A 16,653-nucleotide genomic window follows, 5' to 3' on the forward strand; every position below is an offset into this window, starting at 1 on the left:
CCCTGGAAATGGATGTGGCCCGGAGCACCTCTCGGGGCCCGGACCACCACTCACGCGTTCACGCGTCCACTCTAGCCCCCCGCCAACGACTTGCCGCTCGTCCGGGAAGGCCTACCGGGCGAGCCCGGCGAGTCGCGTCGCGGCCGCCCCACGGACCTCCGGCTCCTCCATCGGATCGTCCCGCAGACGGGCGATCCTCCGCATCGCGTCGGGCCGGTCCGGGGCCCGCTCGACGCCCAGCAGACGGGCTCGCGCCTCGCAGTCCCACAGCGACTCGGTGTACGCCTCGGCCATGCCGGCGGCCCCCATCGCCGACAACGCCTCCAGGTAGTCGGCGCGCTCGTACGAGTGCGGGGTGCAGAGCCAGAAGCGGCGCAGCAGCGAGACGGCGCCGGCGGCCTTCGGGCCGAAGCGGGCCAGCCCGCGCGCGAGCTCGTCCGGTCCGCACCAGGACCGGTCCACCCACTGCCGCTCCAGCTCGGCCACGAGGGCCGGGATGTCGCTCTCGTCGCCATGGGCGGCCACCACGCCGAAGCCGATCCCGGCGAGCCACGCGTGCTCCGAAGCCGCCCACTCCCGCGCCGCCGGGACGGCGTGCCCGGCCAGCCGCCCGACGGCCCTGCCCAGCAGCGGCAGCGGTCGGGTGCCGTCGGCGGCGCCGAGGCCGGGCACCAGCGGGATCAGCGCGGGCTCGGGCGCGCGGAGCGAGAGGGCCACGAGAGCGGAGGCCTTGGCGCCCTCGGGCGCCGCCGGATCGCGCAGCAGGGCCAGCAGGCTCGCACTGTCCCGCTCCGGGTACGGATCCGGCCGCCGCACCGGGCGGCGCGCGGGCGGCTCGTCCTTCTCCGGAACGAGGTCCGGCAGCGCCGCCCGGGCGTCCGCCGAGCCGGCGAGCACCAGCAGTTCCAGCACGCCGGTGGCCCGGTCGCGGATGTCCTCGTCCCGGGCCGTCGCCATCTCGACCACGGGCCCGAGCGGGAGTTCCAGGTCCCGGATCAGCCGGGCCAGGTAGAGGTGTCGGTCGTCCGCCTGCGAGTCCCAGCGCCAGTCCCAGCGGATGCAGCCGTGGACGAGTTCGGCGACCGACATCCGGTCCTCGGCGGCTATCCGCGCGCCCTGGCCCCGGCCGCGCTGGAGGAGGCCGAGGAGGGTGGTCGGCGGCGCGTAGTGGTCGCTGTGCATGGGGTCCATCGTGCCGCAGCCCCCGGCGAGGGGCGTAGCTCGTTCAGGTGACGGCACGCCGAGGCCCCTGCCCCGGCTTCCTCCGAGCACGTACAACAGTCCTGCATCTCGCCCGAACCGCGAAGGAATGACAGCCATGGCCCAGTTGGAGTCCGGCCTCTACACCATCCAGCACGGCGACGCCAGGATCGGCCGCGCCCGTCACGAAGCCCTGGACCTCTCCCCCAAAGCCGTCTTCGCCAACACCGACGACCAGGACGCCGTCTGGGTCGTCGAGGCCTACCCCGACAACCGCTACCGGCTCTACGCCAAGGGCGCCCCGACGGCCGTGGAGGACCTTGCGCCCGCCGGCCCGCTGGTCTCCCTCCTCCTCGACCAGGGCGACGCCCCGGAGTGGGAGCTGATCCCCGTCGACGGCGTCCCGGACACCTACCGGATCAAGTCCCCCCAGGGCTCCTCGTGGACCGTCCTCGAACCCGGCCGGCAGAGCAGGATCGAGGTCATCCCCGTCCTCGAAGGCTCCACCGCCTTCACCTTCGAGAAGCTCGACGTCTGATCCCCCGAGCCGCGCCCCCTCGCCCGCCCCGGGCGAGGGGGCGTCACGTCGCCCCGGGCCGGCTGCGTGCCCGGGTGAACCGGCGGTACGCGAGACGGACCGCGAGGCCCAGCAGGACCATGACGACCGACGCGACCAGTGCGACCACATCGAGCACGTTCCGGCCCAGCGAGTTCCAGAAGCCGATGCTCGAAGCGAGCGCGGCGGTGTCGGTGTGCCGGGGGTCGTACACCACCGTCACGGTGTCACGGGCCTTGACGCTGCCGGTGACGTAGGCGAGTCGGGTCTCGACGGACGCCCCCTCGGACGTCGTGAACCGCACCCGGCACTCGGAGTTGCCCGCCGGGTTGTCCTGCGGCCCGCTCACCTCCACGCACTCGGTGACGACCGCCGGGACGTGGACGCCGCGACTGCGCAGAGCCGATGTCACCCCCATGTCGTGCGGTATCAGGTAGACCAGGCTGAGGACGAACAGCAGGACCCCCAGGCCGATCATCGCGAGCGAACCGTTCCGCACGGTCCGGCCATGGTCCGGCGCGTTCTCCATCGATCCCCCCGGTGTCAGCCCAGCTGCCCATGTGCGCCCACGCCAGCCGCCCCCGCCGACACCGGCGTCGCCCCGCGGACGCGAGTCGGAGGACATGCCCTAGGCCCGGACCCGGCGGCGCACCAGCTCCTTGATCTCCTCCGGGAACGCCTCCACCGCCAACAGGCCCGGCAGCAGCTCCGGTTCGGTCGTCACCGCGCGGAACGACCGGGCCACCGTGACGTCGTGGTCCGGACGGTGCACCACCTCCACGGCGTCCCCGGCGCGCAGCTCGCCCGGTGCGACCACCCGCAGGTAGGCGCCCGGCAGGGCCGCCTCGGTGAAGCGCCGGATCCAGCCCTCCCTCGCCAGCCAGCCCTGGAAGGTGCCGCAGGGGATGCGCGCGCAGGACACCTCCAGGACGACGTCCGGGCCGATCCGCCAGCGTTCCCCGATCAGCGCGTCGTTCACGTCCAGGCCCGTGGTGGTCAGGTTCTCGCCGAAGGAGCCGTTGGCCAGTTCCCGGCCCAGCTCCGTCTGCCAGCCGTCCAGGTCCTCCCGGGCGTAGGCGTACACCGCCTGGTCGTCGCCGCCGTGGTGCTTCACGTCGTACACCCGGTCCCCGGCCAGGGCGACCGCGCCCGTGCCCCGGGGGCCCGGTGCGGCCACCGCGACCGGGCCGTCCACCGGGCGCTTGTCGATGCCGGTGAGCCCGAGGTCCTTCTTCCACGGGTTCGGCCGGGGCCTGCCGACGTTGACGGAGAGCAGTCGCGCCTGTACGTCCATACGTCGACCGTACGCCGAACGGGCGCACCTGTACGGCCATCGGGGATCTCTTCGCCCTGGCCCCGCCCGGGCCGGCGGCCGCGGCGGTGTGTCGAGTGGCGAACCACGGTGCACGAGGAGATGGTGACCGGCAGGGACCCCTCACCAGAAAGGGCGATCATGCCCGAAGTCACCACCCCGTACGCGACCGGCACCCCGTGTTGGGTCGACCTGATGGCCAAGGACCAGCAGGCCGCACTGGACTTCTACCGCGACCTCCTGGGCTGGCAGGGTCAGCCCGGCCCGGCCGAGTTCGGCGGCTACGCCGTCTGCACGCTCGACGGCAAGGCCGCGGCCGGCATCGGCCCGGCATCGGCCCCCGAGGGGATGCCGGAGCCGCCGACCGTCTGGACCAGCTACCTGGCCAGCACCGACGCCCAGGCCACCCAGGACGCGATCGTCGCCGCCGGCGGCACCCTGATCGTCCCGGTCATGGACGTCGGCGACCTGGGCCGGATGCTGATCGCCGCCGACCCGCAGGGCGCGGTGTTCGGCGTCTGGCAGCCGGGCGAGTTCTTCGGCGCCCAGGTCGTCAACGAGCCCGGCGCGCTGACCTGGAACGAGCTGCACACCAACGACATCCCGGCCGCCACCGCCTTCTACGGCGAGGCGTTCGGCATCGAGATCGAGCCGATGCCGGGCGTGGACTCGTACTGGGTGCTGCAGGTCGGCGGCAAGGCGGTGGGCGGCGCCACCCTGCTCGCCAACGACCCGCCCGGCACCCCGCCCCACTGGCTGACCTACTTCGCGGTCGACGACGTCGACTCCACCGTGGACGCCCTGGTCAAGCGCAACGGCACCGTCCTGGCCCCGCCCTTCGACATGGTGGCCGGCCGGATGACCGTCGTCGCCGACCCGCAGGGCGCCCCCTTCGCGATGATCAAGCCCAAGCCGGCCTGACCCCGCCCGCCTCCGCCCCGCCCGCCCGGAACCCCGTCCGGGCGGGCGGGTCCGTGCTCCGACCCTCCGGCCCTCCGACCCTCCGTCAGCCGTCAGCCGTCCAGCTCCGCGAGGAAGTCCAGCGACGCCGCCCAGGCCCGCTCGGCCGCCTCCTCGTCGTAGTCCGGCAGCTCCGGGTCGGTGAACAGGTGCCCGGCGCCCCGGTAGCGGTGCACCTCCACCTCGGCCCCGGCCCGCCGCATCCGCAGGTACCAGGCGTTCAGCCAGTCCTCCGGCTCGAACGGGTCCGGCTCCGCGATGTGCAGCTGCACCGGGATCTCGGTGGCCGCGTCCTCCCGCAGGTCCGAGGTGCCGTGCAGGAGCAGCAGCCCGCGGGCCTTCTCGTCGGCCAGTGCCAGGTTCTGCGCCACCGCGCCGCCGAGCGAGAAGCCGGCGTACACCAGCCCGCCCTCGGAGACCGGCGCGGCCGCGGTCACCGCACGTCGCAGCAGCTCGTCACGGCCGCCGAGCTCCTCCTGGAACTCCTGCGCCTCCTCGACGGACTCGAAGGTCCGCCCGTCGAACAGGTCCGGCGTGTGCACGGTGTGCCCGGCGGCGCGCAGCCGCTCGGCGGCGGCGCTCACGGCGGGGCGCAGCCCGTAGGCGGAGTGGAAGAGGACGATCTGGGCCACGGTTTCGGGTCCTTCACCAGCGAGGTCAGCTACCCACCCATGATCCCGCATGCCCGGCCGGTGCCCCACCGCACGCCTACGACACCACGTCCTTGCGCGCGAACCCCCGGAACGCCAGCGCCAGCAGCACCGCCGCGTACGAGAGCGACAGCGAGACGCCCTGCACCATGCCGCCCCATTCCAGCTGCGGCTGCAGGGCGTCCGCCCAGGAGTACTGCCAGTGCGCCGGCAGCCACTCCCGCAGGTCGCCCAGCGCGGTGACAGCGTCCAGCACCCCGGTGATGATCGAGGCGAACACCGCGCCGCCGACGGCGCCCAGGGGCGCGTCCGTCGCGGTGGAGAGCCAGAAGGCGAGCGCCGCGATCACGGTCTCGCTCAGGAGGACGAAGGCCACCGCGATGGCGATCCGGGGCAGCGCCTGCCCGGCCGGCAGGCTGACCCCGGCGGGCAGTTCGAGGTCCCCCCAGCCGTACGCGGCGGTGCCGACGACCAGCCCGATCGCGGGCAGCATCACCACCGCCACCGCCGAGAACGCCAGGCCGACGGCGAACTTGCGGGCCAGCAGCCGGGCCCGGGGCACCGGCGCGGCCAGCAGGTAGCGCAGCGAGGACCAGCTGGCCTCGGAGGCGACGGTGTCCCCGCAGAACAGCGCGACGGGGATGACCAGCATGAAGCCGGTGCCGACGAACAGCATGGTGACCGCGAAGTTGGGGCCCGAGGCGGTGGCCAGCTCGATGAAACTGGTCCGGCCCGGACGGCCCGGGGTGCCGCCGATCTGGAACGCGGCCAGGAGGACGAACGGCATGGCGGCCAGTACCCCGCCGATCACCATCGTGCGGCGCCGGCGCAGCTGCCGCATCGCCTCCACCCGCAGCGGCAGCGTCCGGCTCGCCCGGTACCCCTCGGCGTGGTCCCTCGACTCGGCACGGCCCTTCGACTCGGCGTGGTCCCTCGACTCGGCACGGCCCTTCGACTCGGAACGGCCCTCGGCGCGGTCCTCGGCACGGTCCATCGACTCGGCACGGTCCTTCGACTCGGTGTGGTCCTTCGGGGCGACGCTCACGCTCCACCTCCGATCAACGACAGGAACGCGTCCTCCAGGCGGCGCTGCGGCCCGGCGCTCTCCACCGGTACCTCCAGCCGCACCAGTTCGGCCAGCAGCGCGCTGGCCGCCAGTCCGTCCAGGCGCACCAGCAGGCCGCCGTCGGCGGCCTCCACCGAGCCGACCCCGGTGAGCGCGGCGACCTTCTCGACCACCGGCACCGGGTCGTACGGGCCGGCGATGCCGATCATCAGCAGCTCGCCGGCGCCCACGATGTCCCCGACCGGGCCGGCCGTGACCAGCCGCCCGCGGTCCATCACCACCAGGTCCGTACAGCTCTGCTCGACCTCGGACAGCAGGTGGCTCGACACGATCACGGTCCGCCCGTCGGCCGCGTACCGGATCATCACCTCGCGCATCTCACGGATCTGCGGCGGGTCCAGCCCGTTGGTCGGCTCGTCCAGGATCAGCAGGTCCGGCATCCCGAGCATCGCCTGCGCGATCGCCAGCCGCTGCCGCATGCCCTGCGAGTACGTCCGCACCGCGCGGTCCAGGGCCTCGCCGAGCCCGGCGATGGCCAGCGCCTCGTCGAAGCGGGCGTCGGCCTCCGGCCGTCCGGTCGCCTGCCAGTACAGCCGCAGGTTGGCCCGCCCGGTGAGGTGCGGCAGGAAGCCCGCGCCCTCCACGAACGCCCCGACCCGCGAGAGCACGGGCGCGCCGGGCCGCACCAGGTGGCCGAAGATCCGGATCTCCCCGGCGTCCGGCCGGATGAGTCCCATCAGCATCCGCAGCGTGGTGGTCTTGCCGGCGCCGTTCGGCCCGAGCAGGCCGAGCACCTGTCCCTGCTCCACCCGGAAGCCCAGCTCCCGTACGGCGTAGCGGTCCTGGGCGCCCTTGTAGCGCTTGCTCAGCCCGCTGATCCGCAGCGGCACTGCGGCGAGCTCCGGGTCGAAGGCGGGCCCGGCGGCCCGGCGGCGGCGCAGCCGCGGCGCCAGCACCAGGGCCGCGGCCACCAGGACGGCGATCACCGGCAGCAGCCAGGTGCGCGAGGGCAGCGGAGCCGCCTCGGTGACCAGCTCGGCGACGGTCGGCGCGGTGAGCGCTCCGGCCGGTGCCACCCGGTAGGTGGCCGGCTCGACCGGCGAGGCGTAGGCGAGGTCGGTGGCGGCCAGCACCAGTCGCACCCGGTGCCCGGTGGGGAAGGTGTGGTCCACGGTCGGCAGCGCGACCGTGACGGTCTGCCCGGCGTCCGCGCCGGTGACCCGCAGCGGGGCGGCGAGCTGCTGCGGCAGCACCGCCTTGCCGTCCGGCCCGACGTCGTACAGCTTCGCGAACAGGACCGCGTCCGGCCGGTCCGCCGTCACCCGTACCGGCACGGTCGGCTGCCCGGTCAGGTGCAGCGGCGAGTCCAGCGGCGCCGAGTCGAAGGCGGCGTTCTGCCCGGGGAAGTCCAGTGAGAGCCCGGCGCCCAGCGAGGCCGCCTGGCTGAGTGCGCCGATGCCCGGCAGGGTCGAGATCCCGGGCGGCGCACCGCCGGGAGGGTTGGCGAGGGTCTGCTCGCCGCCCGTCAGCTCGACGGTGCGCGAGCCGGTTCCGCCCAGCCCCGGGTACCGGTCGGCGGTGGCTCCGCGCAGCACGGCCTGGAAGCCGGTCGAGTCGACCCCGCCGGTGCGGGTGACCCGGAAGGCGGCGCCGGTGTCGTTGCCGTCCCCCTTGAGGTAGTGATCGAACCAGGCCGTCACCCGGTCGTCGACCCGCGCGCTGGTGTCCGTCCCGCCGTCGTGGCCGCCGGCGAACCAGTCCACCGCGACCGGCGCGCCGTTGGCGGCCACCGCCTTGGCGATGCGGTCGCCCTGGTCCAGCGGGAACAGCGAGTCCTGCTGCCCCTGCACCACCAGCGTGGGCGCCTTGAGCTGCGCCGCCACCGAGGACGGGCTGGAGCGCTCCAGCAGCGCGACGGCCTCCGGATCGGCGTGCCCGGCGGTGGCGACCCGGTCGTACATCTGGCAGAGCGAGTCGAGGAACCGCCCGCAGCCGACCGGCCCGTCCGCCGTCGGCTTCGGCCCGCCGCCCTCCCGCGGCGCCCCGCCGGAGGGCCCGAGGTCCCCGGCCGAGCCGGTGGTGAAGAAGATCCCGGCCCACAGCTTCTTGAACACGCCGTCCGCCGCGCCCGAGCCCTGGACGCCCTGCGGGAACAGCGCGTCGGCCAGGTTCCACCAGGTGATCTGGGTGGCGACGGCGTCGATCCGGTGGTCGTAGGCGGAGGCCAGCAGCGAGACCGCGCCGCCGTACGAGGCGCCGGTGATGCCGACCTTCGGGTCGCCGGCGGCGTCCAGCTGCACCTCGGGCCGCTGGGCCAGCCAGTCCACCAGGTGCTTGACGTCCTCGACCTCGCGGTCCGGCGCGTTCAACCCGATCCTGCCGCCCGAGTGGCCGAAGCCGCGCGCCGACCAGGTCAGTACCGCGTACCCCTGCCGGGCCAGCTGCTCGGCGCGCTCGCGCTCGCCCTCCTTGGAACCGCCGAAGCCGTGCGCCAGGAGCACCGCCGGGCGCGGACCGCCGCCGGTGGTGAAGAAGGAGGTGTCCAGCTGGACCTGCTGGGTGCTGCCGGGTGTCTCCGGCATGCTGAGGAAACGGTCCTCCTGGTGGACCGCCCGCTCACCGCCGGACGCCACCGTCGCGGTGCCGGCCGCGGCCACCGCCACCAGGGCCACCGCCCCGGCCAGCAGCCTGCGTCCGACCGTTGTTCCCCGGGCGCGCCAGCGACGCCATGCCCCACCGAACTCCATGGGCGCTGATCGTATCCGCCGTCCGGGTAGGTGTCCGATAAAGCCGCCACACCATTTCGCCCGGTTCGCCCCACTGTGCCCGAGTATCGTACGGCGCATGCCCTGGCCGCTGATCTCGCTGCTCGCCACCGTCGCCGCCACCCTGGCGATCGGCTGGATCGTCGACCAGGCCCTCCAGCGGATCGCCGCCCGCAACCCCTCGGCACCGGTCTGGCCGCTGCTGCGCCGCTGCCGGATCCCGCTCCAGCTCTCCGTCGTGTCGGCCCTGCTGCTCGCGGCCAGACCCGCTCCAGCGGATCTTCCACCTGAAGGGCGACGCCGGCGCCCAGCACCTGCTCCTGCTGCTCCTGCTCGCCTCGCTGGGCTGGCTCACCGTCCGCGTGGTGGCCGCCCTCCTGGAGGCGCTGCTCAGCCGGTACGAGGCCCGCGTCGACGACCCGGCCCGGGTCCAGCGGGTGCGCACCCAGATCGGCATGCTCCGCCGGGTGGCCGGCGCGCTGATCGTCGTGGTCACGGTGGCCGTGATGCTGCTGACCTTCTCCGCCATGCGCACCGTCGGCGCCAGCCTGCTCGCCTCGGCGGGCGTCATCGGCATCGTGGCCGGCATCGCCGCCCAGAGCACCCTGGGCAACTTCTTCGCCGGCCTCCAGATCGCCTTCAGCGACACCGTCCGGATCGGCGACACCGTGGTGGTGGACGGCCAGCAGGGCACCGTCGAGGAGATCACCCTCACCTACCTGGTGGTCCGGCTCTGGGACTACCGCCGACTGGTCGTCCCGGTCTCGTACTTCGTCAACAAGCCCTTCGAGAACTGGACCCGCCGCGACCCCGGCCTGCTCGCCGCCGTGCTGCTCCACCTGGACCACACCACCCCGATGGAGGAGCTGCGCGCCGTCCTGCGCGCCCGCCTGGACCGGCACCCGCTGTGGGACGGCGACGAGTGGGCCCTGCACGTCACCGACACCACGCCCAGCACCATCGTCGTCCGCGCCACCATGACGGCCCGCACCCCGGACGACGCCGCCCGGCTCCGCTTCGACATCCGCGAACAGCTCATCGCCCACCTGCGCGACGAGCACCCCCACGCCCTCCCCCGCCTGCGCACCACCGAAGGCTGAGCCGCGCCCGCGACCGCGCCGGAAGCAGCCACCCCCACCACCCCGCCCCGCGCCGCCCCGCCCCGCCCCGCCCCGCCCCGCCCCGAAAGCAAGAGTTCCCCGCACCCCGACCGGGGCACGGGGAACCGCGCGAAGCGAAGGGCGACCGGCGGGAACCCGCCCCCGGAGGTGCGGCGCCGTCCGCCCGGAACGCCTACGGCTACAGCATCCGCGTCATCGTCCGGTGCGGGATGCCCGCGGAGTCGTACACGGGCCCCTCGGCCACGTACCCCAGCCGCTCGTAGAACCCGAGCGCCCGCACCTGCGCGTGCAGCTCGACCTCCACGGCGCCGCGCTCGACTCCCGCGGCCTCGACCGCCCGTACGAGCACCGCCCCGAGGCCCGTCCCCCGGGCCGCCGCGACGACCGCGAGCCGCCCGAGCAGCACGCGTCCCTCGACACCGCCGGTGAGCTCGCGCGCCTGCTCCCCGAAGATCAGCCGCGCCGTCCCCAGCGCGGCCCCGTCGGCCCCGAGGGCCAGCAGGTGCACCGAGGTCGCGTCGTACTCGTCGTACTCCAGCTCCTCCGGCACGTTCTGCTCGACGACGAAGACCTCGCGCCGGACGGCCCGCACGAGCTCCAGGTCCGCCTCCCCCTCGGCGATCCGGACGGTGGCAGCCGCCACCTCAGCTCTCCGCCGCGATGATGTCCAGCGACTTCCTGAGGTCCTCCGGGTACTCGCTGGAGAACTCGACCCACTGCCCGTCCGCCGGGTGCTCGAAGCCGAGCGACACCGCGTGCAGCCACTGCCGGGTCAGGCCCAGCCGCTTGGCCAGCGTCGGGTCGGCGCCGTACGTCAGGTCGCCCACGCAGGGGTGCCGCAGCGCGGACATGTGGACGCGGATCTGGTGGGTGCGCCCGGTCTCCAGCTTGATCGCCAGCAGCGACGCGGCCCGGTACGCCTCGATCAGGTCGTAGTGGGTGACGGACGGCTTGCCGTCCCGGGTGACGGCCCACTTCCAGTCCGAGCTGGGGTGCCGGCCGATCGGCGCGTCCACCGTCCCGCTCATCGGATCCGGGTGGCCCTGCACCAGGGTGTGGTAGCGCTTCTCGGTGATCCGGTCGTGGAACTGCCGCTTGAGGTCGGTGTAGGCGCGCTCGGACTTGGCGACCACCATCAGCCCGGAGGTGCCGACGTCCAGCCGGTGCACGATGCCCTGGCGCTCGGCGGCGCCCGAGGTGGAGATCCGGTACCCGGCCGCGGCCAGCCCGCCGATCACGGTGGGGCCGGTCCAGCCCGGGCTGGGGTGCGCGGCGACGCCGACCGGCTTGTCGACCAGCACGATGTCCTCGTCGTCGTGGACGATCCGCATGCCCTCGACCGCCTCGGCGACGATCCGCACGGGCGCGGCCGGGGCCGGGATCTCGACCTCCAGCCAGGAGCCGGCGGTCACCCGGTCCGACTTGCCGGCCGCGGCGCCGTCGAGCATCACCTTGCCGTCGGCGGCCAGCTCGGCGGCCTTGGTCCGGGAGAAGCCGAACATCCGGGCCAGGGCGGCGTCGAGGCGCTCGCCCTCCAGGCCGTCGGGAACGGGGAGGCTGCGGATCTGCGCTGCGGTACTCACCCGTACGAGTATGCCGGAACCGCGGCCCTGCCCCCGCCCGCCGGTGGCCGGGGCTACTTCTCGGCCTGCTCCGTCTTCTCCGCCTTGTCGGCCTGCTGGTGGAGCGTCCCGTCCGGGTTGCTGCCCCGGAAGGAGAGCAGCACCACCAGGATTCCGCCGCAGACGATCGCCGAGTCCGCGAGGTTGAAGACCGCGAAGTGCTGGACGGAGATGAAGTCCACCACATGCCCGCGGAAGACGCCGGGCGCGCGGAACAGCCGGTCGGTGAGGTTGCCGAGCGCCCCGCCGAGCAGCAGCCCGAGCGCGATCGCCCAGGGCAGGCTGTACAGGCGGCGCGCGATCCGCCAGATCACCACGATGACGGCGGAGGCGATCATCGTGAAGACGACGGTCAGCGCCTGCCCCATCCCGAAGGCCGCGCCCGAGTTACGGATCACCTGGAAGGTGACCACGTCCCCGATCACCTTGATCGCCGCGTGGTTCTCCAGCCGGGCGACCACCAGCAGCTTGCTGCCCAGGTCGATCAGGAAGGCGAGCACCGCCACGACCAGCAGCACCCCGACCCGGCGCCGGCCCTTGGGCTTCTCGCTCCCCGCGTCGTCCACGGACGCCCCGGTCGGCTCCGCCACGGGCACCTCCACGGCATCGGCGGGGGACGGGACGGCGTCGTCCCGGGTCTGGGGGGAACCTTGCGTGCTGATGATCCGCTCCGCTGCCGATGGAGCTCCCCCGGTCCGCAGGAGGGGGAGGGTGGTGGGCCGGTGACAGCCTGCCCGCGTTCACGAACGCGTCAGGCGACGTTACTCGGGCGACGTTACGGGGTCGAGCGTACGGCAAGCCCGACCCCCCGCGTCGCTCCGGTCGCAGGGTCAGCGGCGTTCCTGCTTGGCCTTGCACTGCACGCAGAGCGTCGCCCTGGGGAAGGCCTGCATCCGGGCCTTGCCGATGGCCTGCCCGCAGGACTCGCAGGTGCCGAAGCCGACGCCCTCCAGCCGATCCAGCGCGCGCTCGGTCTGGGCCAGGCTGTCCCGCGCGTTGTTGGCCAGCGCCAGCTCGCTCTCCCGCGAGATGTTCTTCGTACCGGCGTCCACCTGGTCGTCGCCGGCTCCGTCGTTGGAGTCGCGCATCAGGCCGGAGATGGCCGCCTCGGCGGCGCCGATCTCGGTCCGGAGCCGGTCCAGGTCGCTGATCAGCTCGTCGTGCAGCTCGTGGACCTCCTCGGCGGTCCACGGGTCCTCGCCCGGCCGGACCGGCAGCGTGGCCGGGTCCACCGACTCGGCGCCGCGCGGCGCGGTGACGGTGTCGGTGCTGCTCTTCGGTGCGGTAGTGGTCACAGGCCCCTCCCCTGGGTCGACCGCCACGGCCTTGCGTGCCCGCTTGGTGGCGGTGCCCGCGCCGGTTCCCTTCTCAGCCATGGCTTTCGACCCCATCTACGAACGAATCGAGCCGCCGGTTCCCGGCGGCTTCCAGTGCCGGAACGATAATCCCGATCAAAACCGGTCACAACATGACATACCGACGCCTCATAACGTTCCCACCCAGGCAGCCGTCCCAACCGTCACGCCCCGTGCGCTCAGAGATTTGTGCCCAGATCGACTCCGGCTAACCTCCCTCGGCGAACGCCCCCGGAACGCTCCCGAAGCGCCCCCGGAGTGCTCCGGACCGCCCACCGGGAAACGGTTTGGACAAACCGGCGCGCCCGGCCGATACACTGGCCGTGCAAGGCGCAGATGGGACGAGTACCGACGTACGCAGCCACCAGCGACCCGGGGACGGTGCGAGCCCGGGGGTGTGCACGACGGGAAGATCACCCCGGAGCCGCCGGAAGAACGGCCGCCGCGATGCCGCGGTGGCCCACTAGACCCGGCAGCAAGCCCAAACAAGAGGGCCGCGAACGCACCACCGCGGCCAAGGAGGGTGGTACCGCGGGACGGCCGGGCCGTCTCGTCCCTCCGGAGGATCCAGTCCCGCATCCACCGGAGGTAGACGCCGCGATGGCCAGCTCCTACAACCCCGTCCCCGCGCAGGTGGATCTGCCTGCCCTGGAGCACCAGATCCTGTCCTTCTGGCAGGACAACAAGATCTTCCAGCGCAGCCTGGAGCAGTCCGAGGGCCGCCCCGAGTGGGTGTTCTACGAGGGCCCGCCCACCGCCAACGGCATGCCCGGCGCCCACCACATCGAGGCCCGCGTCTTCAAGGACGTCTTCCCGCGCTTCCGGACCATGAAGGGCTACCACGTCGCCCGCAAGGCCGGCTGGGACTGCCACGGCCTGCCGGTCGAGCTCGCCGTCGAGAAGGAGCTGGGCTTCTCCGGCAAGCAGGACATCGAGGCGTACGGCATCGCCGAGTTCAACGCCAAGTGCCGCGACTCGGTGACCCGCCACACCGACGCCTTCGCCGAGCTGACCACCCGCATGGGCTACTGGGTCGACCTCGACGAGGCCTACCGGACGATGGACCCGTCGTACGTCCAGTCCGTCTGGTGGTCGCTCCAGCAGATCTTCGACAAGGGCCTGCTGGTCCAGGACCACCGGGTCGCCCCCTGGTGCCCGCGCTGCGGCACCGGCCTGTCGGACCACGAGCTGGCCCAGGGCTACGAGACCGTGGTCGACCCCTCGGTCTTCGTCCGCTTCCCGCTCACCAGCGGCCCGCTGGCCGGCCGGGCCGCCCTGCTGGTGTGGACCACCACCCCGTGGACCCTGGTCTCCAACACCGCCGCCGCCGTCCACCCGGAGGTCACCTACGTGGTGGCCACCGACGGCGAGGAGCAGCTGGTCGTCGCCGAGCCGCTGGTCGCCAAGGCGCTCGGCGAGGGCTGGGAGACCACCGGCGAGTCCTTCACCGGCGCCGAGATGGAGCGCTGGGCCTACCGCCGCCCCTTCGACCTGGTCGAGATCGAGAACGCCCACTACGTCCTCAACGCCGACTACGTCACCACCGAGGACGGCACCGGCATCGTCCACCAGTCCCCCGCCTTCGGCGCGGACGACCTCGCGACCTGCCGCAAGTACGGCCTGCCGGTGGTCAACCCGGTGCTCGGCGACGGCACCTTCGCCCCCGAGGTCCCGCTGGTCGGCGGCCAGTTCTTCAAGAAGGCCGACGAGGCCCTGGTCGCGGACCTCAAGGAGCGCGGCCTGCTCTTCCGTCACCTGCCGTACGAGCACAGCTACCCGCACTGCTGGCGCTGCCACACCGCGCTGCTCTACTACGCGCAGCCGTCCTGGTACATCCGGACCACCGCCGTCAAGGACGCGATGATCCGCGAGAACGAGGCCACCAACTGGTTCCCGGACACGGTCAAGCACGGCCGCTTCGGCGACTGGCTGAACAACAACATCGACTGGGCGCTCAGCCGCAACCGCTACTGGGGCACCCCGCTGCCGATCTGGCGCTGCGAGGAGGGCCACCTCACCTGCGTCGGCTCGCTGGCCGAGCTGTCCGAGCTCACCGGCACCGACCAGAGCGGCCTCGACCCGCACCGCCCGTACATCGACGCGGTGACCTTCGCCTGCCGCGACTGCGGCGGCACCGCCACCCGCGTGCCCGAGGTCATCGACGCCTGGTACGACTCGGGCTCGATGCCCTTCGCCCAGTACGGCTACCCGTACCAGAACAAGGAGCTGTTCGAGAAGCGCTACCCGGCGCAGTTCATCTCCGAGGCGATCGACCAGACCCGCGGCTGGTTCTACACGCTGATGGCGGTCGGCACCCTGGTGTTCGACAGGAACAGCTACGAGAACGTCGTCTGCCTGGGCCACATCCTGGCCGAGGACGGCCGCAAGATGTCCAAGCACCTGGGCAACATCCTCCAGCCGATCCCGCTGATGGACCAGCACGGCGCCGACGCCGTCCGCTGGTTCATGGCGGCCGGCGGCTCGCCCTGGTCGGCCCGCCGGGTCGGCCACGGCACCATCCAGGAGGTGGTCCGCAAGACCCTCCTCACCTACTGGAACACCGTCGCCTTCCAGGCCCTGTACGCCCGCACCTCGAACTGGGCGCCCTCGGCGAACGACCCGGCCCCGGCCGACCGCCCGCAGCTGGACCGCTGGGTGCTCTCCGAGCTGAACACCCTGGTCCGCGAGGTCGACGCGGCCTACGAGGCGTACGACACCCAGCGCGCCGGCAAGCTGCTGTCGGGCTTCGTCGACGACCTGTCCAACTGGTACGTCCGCCGCGGCCGCCGCCGCTTCTGGCAGGGCGACGCCGCCGCGCTCGCCACGCTGCACGAGGCGCTGGAGACGGTCACCCGCCTGATGGCCCCGCTCACCCCGTTCATCACCGAGCGGGTCTGGCAGGACCTGGTCGTCCCGGTCGCCCCCGAGGCCCCGGCCTCGGTGCACCTGGCCACCTGGCCGGAGGCCGACGAGTCGCTGATCGACACCGAGCTCTCCCGGCACATGGCACTGGTCCGCCGCCTGGTCGAGCTGGGCCGGGCCACCCGCGCCGAGTCCGGCGTGAAGACCCGTCAGCCGCTCTCGCGCGCGCTGGTCGCCGCCCAGGGCTGGGAGGAGCTGCCGGCCGACCTGCGCGCGCAGATCGCCGAGGAGCTCAACGTCTCCACCCTGGAGTCGCTGGCGGAGGTCGGCGGTTCGCTGGTCGACACCAGCGCCAAGGCCAACTTCCGCGCGCTGGGCAAGCGTTTCGGCAAGGGTGTCCAGGACGTCGCCAAGGCGGTCGCCGCCACCGACGCCGCCCGCCTGGCCGCCGAACTGCGCGCCTCGGGCACCACCTCCGTCGAACTGAACGGTGAACCGATCACCCTCTCCCCCGACGAGGTGATCATCACCGAGACCCCGCGCGAGGGCTGGGCCGTCGCCAACGAGTCCGGCGCCACCGTCGCCCTCGACCTGGCCATCACCCCGGAGCTCAAGCGGCTCGGCATCGCCCGCGACGCCATCCGCCAGATCCAGGAGGCCCGCAAGAACTCCGGCCTGGACGTCGCCGACCGCATCGTCCTGCGCTGGCGCGCCACCTCGGAGGAGACCGCCGAAGCCATCGCCGAACACGGCCCCCTCGTCGCCGAGGAGGTCCTCGCCACCGACTTCGCCGCCGGTGCGGCCGACTGGGACTCCGAGACCTTCGCGGACGACTCCCTCGGCCTCGCCTTCCAGCTCCGCAAGGCCTGACCCGCACCACCCCCGAACCGCCGCCCGGCTCCCCGCCGGGCGGCGGTTCCGCATTTCCAACGCCCACCCACCCACCCGCCTCCCTCCCTCCCTCCCTCCCTCCCTCCCTCCCTCCCTCCCCACCGAGAGGATCACCCCCACCCACCACAAACAAGAGCGCCCCCTCCCCAGCGAGGCCCCCGCGAGAGGGACGCGCTGCGGAAGGGGGCGGCGCAGGGGGTGGGTGCGAAGAGGGGCGTGACGGGTGATTTTCAGACTGCCAACGGTCTCAACGCCCCACCCACAGGGTCGGCTGTCGGCAATTCGTCCAGCCC

At 73.2% G+C, this 16,653-nt stretch carries 14 protein-coding genes; 4 read left to right on the forward strand and 10 right to left on the reverse strand.

From position 1 onward, the window contains the following. Positions 1-111: 111 nt before the first annotated feature. Positions 112-1,182: a hypothetical protein gene (locus tag ACFVUY_RS17105; protein ID WP_387730659.1), complete on the reverse strand. Its 1,071-nt coding sequence runs from the start codon at positions 1,180-1,182 to the stop codon at positions 112-114. A 136-nt stretch (positions 1,183-1,318) separates the two neighbouring features. On the opposite strand from ACFVUY_RS17105, the gene ACFVUY_RS17110 reads away from it, so the two are divergent. Next, on the forward strand, positions 1,319-1,738 hold the full coding sequence (locus tag ACFVUY_RS17110; protein WP_387694837.1) for an I66 family serine proteinase inhibitor: 420 nt from the start codon (positions 1,319-1,321) through the stop codon (positions 1,736-1,738). Between the two features lie 43 nt (positions 1,739-1,781). Here ACFVUY_RS17110 and ACFVUY_RS17115 read toward each other — a convergent pair whose 3' ends face one another. Both ACFVUY_RS17115 and ACFVUY_RS17120 read right to left on the reverse strand, forming a co-directional pair. Further along, positions 1,782-2,285, reverse strand: coding sequence for a DUF3592 domain-containing protein (locus ACFVUY_RS17115; protein ID WP_387730662.1), 504 nt, complete (start codon positions 2,283-2,285; stop codon positions 1,782-1,784). 99 nt (positions 2,286-2,384) lie between these two features. Then, the gene (locus ACFVUY_RS17120) at positions 2,385-3,050 is read right to left on the reverse strand and encodes an MOSC domain-containing protein (RefSeq protein ID WP_387730664.1); all 666 of its coding nucleotides are present in this window, start codon (positions 3,048-3,050) and stop codon (positions 2,385-2,387) included. Positions 3,051-3,209: 159 nt separating this feature from the next. On the opposite strand from ACFVUY_RS17120, the gene ACFVUY_RS17125 reads away from it, so the two are divergent. After that, the gene (locus ACFVUY_RS17125; RefSeq protein WP_387694834.1) at positions 3,210-3,989 is read left to right on the forward strand and encodes a VOC family protein; all 780 of its coding nucleotides are present in this window, start codon (positions 3,210-3,212) and stop codon (positions 3,987-3,989) included. 92 nt (positions 3,990-4,081) lie between these two features. On the opposite strand, the gene ACFVUY_RS17130 is transcribed toward ACFVUY_RS17125, so the two are convergent. The 3 genes from ACFVUY_RS17130 to ACFVUY_RS17140 are packed head-to-tail and all read right to left on the reverse strand — an operon-like array spanning position 4,082 to position 8,491. Further along, positions 4,082-4,711: a dienelactone hydrolase family protein gene (locus ACFVUY_RS17130; RefSeq protein ID WP_387730667.1), complete on the reverse strand. Its 630-nt coding sequence runs from the start codon at positions 4,709-4,711 to the stop codon at positions 4,082-4,084. Between the two features lie 25 nt (positions 4,712-4,736). Continuing rightward, a complete protein-coding gene (locus tag ACFVUY_RS17135; RefSeq protein WP_387730669.1) occupies positions 4,737-5,723 on the reverse strand; it encodes an ABC transporter permease in 987 nt (328 codons plus the stop codon). After that, positions 5,720-8,491 carry an alpha/beta fold hydrolase gene (locus ACFVUY_RS17140; RefSeq protein WP_387730671.1) on the reverse strand — a complete coding sequence of 924 codons (2,772 nt, stop codon included), beginning with the start codon at positions 8,489-8,491 and terminating at the stop codon, positions 5,720-5,722. The genes ACFVUY_RS17135 and ACFVUY_RS17140 overlap by 4 nt, the downstream gene beginning before the upstream one ends. Positions 8,492-8,874: 383 nt before the next feature. Here ACFVUY_RS17140 and ACFVUY_RS17145 point away from each other — a divergent pair, with 383 nt between their 5' ends. Next, on the forward strand, positions 8,875-9,609 hold the full coding sequence (locus ACFVUY_RS17145; protein ID WP_387730673.1) for a mechanosensitive ion channel family protein: 735 nt from the start codon (positions 8,875-8,877) through the stop codon (positions 9,607-9,609). A gap of 199 nt (positions 9,610-9,808) precedes the next feature. Here ACFVUY_RS17145 and ACFVUY_RS17150 read toward each other — a convergent pair whose 3' ends face one another. From ACFVUY_RS17150 to ACFVUY_RS17165, 4 genes are all read right to left on the reverse strand, one after another. Continuing rightward, entirely contained in the window at positions 9,809-10,273 is a 465-nt protein-coding gene (locus ACFVUY_RS17150) for a GNAT family N-acetyltransferase (RefSeq protein WP_387730676.1), read from the reverse strand. A gap of 1 nt (position 10,274) precedes the next feature. Further along, positions 10,275-11,213, reverse strand: a complete 939-nt coding sequence (locus ACFVUY_RS17155) for an RluA family pseudouridine synthase (RefSeq protein ID WP_387694829.1) — start codon at positions 11,211-11,213, stop codon at positions 10,275-10,277. A gap of 53 nt (positions 11,214-11,266) precedes the next feature. Then, positions 11,267-11,917, reverse strand: coding sequence for a signal peptidase II (gene lspA / locus ACFVUY_RS17160; RefSeq protein WP_387694847.1), 651 nt, complete (start codon positions 11,915-11,917; stop codon positions 11,267-11,269). 165 nt (positions 11,918-12,082) lie between these two features. Further along, positions 12,083-12,547, reverse strand: a complete 465-nt coding sequence (locus ACFVUY_RS17165) for a TraR/DksA family transcriptional regulator (RefSeq protein WP_359908365.1) — start codon at positions 12,545-12,547, stop codon at positions 12,083-12,085. A gap of 660 nt (positions 12,548-13,207) precedes the next feature. On the opposite strand from ACFVUY_RS17165, the gene ileS reads away from it, so the two are divergent. After that, entirely contained in the window at positions 13,208-16,339 is a 3,132-nt protein-coding gene (ileS, locus tag ACFVUY_RS17170) for an isoleucine--tRNA ligase (protein WP_359908368.1), read from the forward strand. Positions 16,340-16,653: the final 314 nt, after the last annotated feature.

The sequence above is a fragment of the Kitasatospora sp. NPDC058063 genome (genome assembly GCF_042885395.1).
In the GTDB taxonomy this organism is placed as follows: Bacteria; Actinomycetota; Actinomycetes; order Streptomycetales; family Streptomycetaceae; genus Kitasatospora; species Kitasatospora lactacystinica.

Excerpts from the sequence above, each read along its gene's own strand:
- ACFVUY_RS17115 (WP_387730662.1), bottom strand. The coding sequence starts at position 2,285 with ATGGAGAACGCGCCGGACCATGGCCGGACCGTGCGGAACGGTTCGCTC.
- ACFVUY_RS17120 (WP_387730664.1), bottom strand. The coding sequence starts at position 3,050 with ATGGACGTACAGGCGCGACTGCTCTCCGTCAACGTCGGCAGGCCCCGG.
- ACFVUY_RS17140 (WP_387730671.1), bottom strand. The coding sequence starts at position 8,491 with ATGGAGTTCGGTGGGGCATGGCGTCGCTGGCGCGCCCGGGGAACAACG.
- ileS (WP_359908368.1), top strand. The coding sequence starts at position 13,208 with ATGGCCAGCTCCTACAACCCCGTCCCCGCGCAGGTGGATCTGCCTGCC.
- ACFVUY_RS17130 (WP_387730667.1), bottom strand. The coding sequence starts at position 4,711 with ATGCGGGATCATGGGTGGGTAGCTGACCTCGCTGGTGAAGGACCCGAA.
- ACFVUY_RS17125 (WP_387694834.1), top strand. The coding sequence starts at position 3,210 with ATGCCCGAAGTCACCACCCCGTACGCGACCGGCACCCCGTGTTGGGTC.
- ACFVUY_RS17110 (WP_387694837.1), top strand. The coding sequence starts at position 1,319 with ATGGCCCAGTTGGAGTCCGGCCTCTACACCATCCAGCACGGCGACGCC.
- ACFVUY_RS17105 (WP_387730659.1), bottom strand. The coding sequence starts at position 1,182 with ATGCACAGCGACCACTACGCGCCGCCGACCACCCTCCTCGGCCTCCTC.